At 62.4% G+C, this 1081-nt stretch carries 2 pseudogenes; both read left to right on the top strand.

The features are described from left to right. Positions 1-354: pseudogene (locus EOC06_RS44175) on the top strand (hypothetical protein); the annotation flags it as partial. Next, positions 351-1081 (top strand): annotated as a pseudogene (locus tag EOC06_RS33775) (integrase); the annotation flags it as partial. The pseudogenes EOC06_RS44175 and EOC06_RS33775, both read left to right, overlap by 4 nt.

Genomic DNA, 1081 nt, shown 5'->3' with positions numbered 1-1081 from the left:
GTCGACGCGCTTCTAAGCGGCGAACAGGATGTTTGGCTCGCTGCGTGCTCGGGATTTGATCGCAGTCCTTTCGGAGAGCTGGGATCACCTTGTCCGCAACCGTTCTGGGGCTGTCTCGAATGCCGCAACGCCGTCATCACCGCGCGCAAGCTGCCGGCAATCATCGCGTTCCTGTGGTTTATCGAGGAGCAACGGACGGGTCTCCACGCCGCGGACTGGGCCATGAAGTTCGGCCGCGCGCATCATCGCATCGCGAAGCAGGTCTTACCTGCTTTCCCGGAGAGTGTAGTTGCCGAAGCTCGCCGCGAGGCGGAAGGGCACGCCCTCTATCTGCCGCCGGAGGCCCGGCAATGATCAGGTTGGCCGCAGTAGCCTCCACCTCCCGGGAACTCGATCTTCGCCCGGTTCTCGCGTCCGCTCCGTTGAAGCCGGGCTTTGATCGGGACACCCTTTCGCGCTACGGCGATCCGAGCTGGGATCTCGGACCGGCCGTATTTCGCGAGAACGCCAGGCGGTGCCATGTCACCGTGCATTTCGGGTCCGTCGAGGATGTGAGTGTTCGCGAGACGCTTCGCGAGCTTCTCTATGCCCGGCTCAACGTCGACATGCCGGGTCACCGCAAGAAGCTTCCTCCCGGCAGTATCCGGCAGGTTTTCAATCGTGCGCGACGCTTTTTCGAGTTCGTGCGCGATGAGCTTGGTTCTGTCGATCTTCGCCGTGTCGATCAGCAACTGCTGGATCGCTACGTTCGCCATCTCAAGACTGACCGTGCTCGCCGGCCGGTTATAGTCGGCCACCTTCTGGAAGTCCCTGCTGATCTCTATGCCTTTCGCGATTACCTCCCGTCTGGAGGCCTGTACTTCCGGCCCTGGGGCGGCCAGGCGCCCGCCCGGGTCGACGGCTATCGCTTTGTTCACGAGAACCTCACGCCACGCATGCCAGAAGAGATCATCTCGCCATTGCTGGCCTGGTCGAGCCGGTATATCACCCAGTTCGCCTCAGACATCTTCGCCGCCCGTGCAGAGTTGGAGCGATTGGAAGCCCACTGCGCCGCGCTCCTCCAGTCGGATCAGGCTCTCAC

The sequence above is a fragment of the Mesorhizobium sp. M7A.F.Ca.MR.362.00.0.0 genome (genome assembly GCF_004023175.1).
Classification (GTDB): domain Bacteria; phylum Pseudomonadota; class Alphaproteobacteria; order Rhizobiales; family Rhizobiaceae; genus Mesorhizobium.
This window is presented reverse-complemented; position numbering and strand designations above follow the sequence as displayed.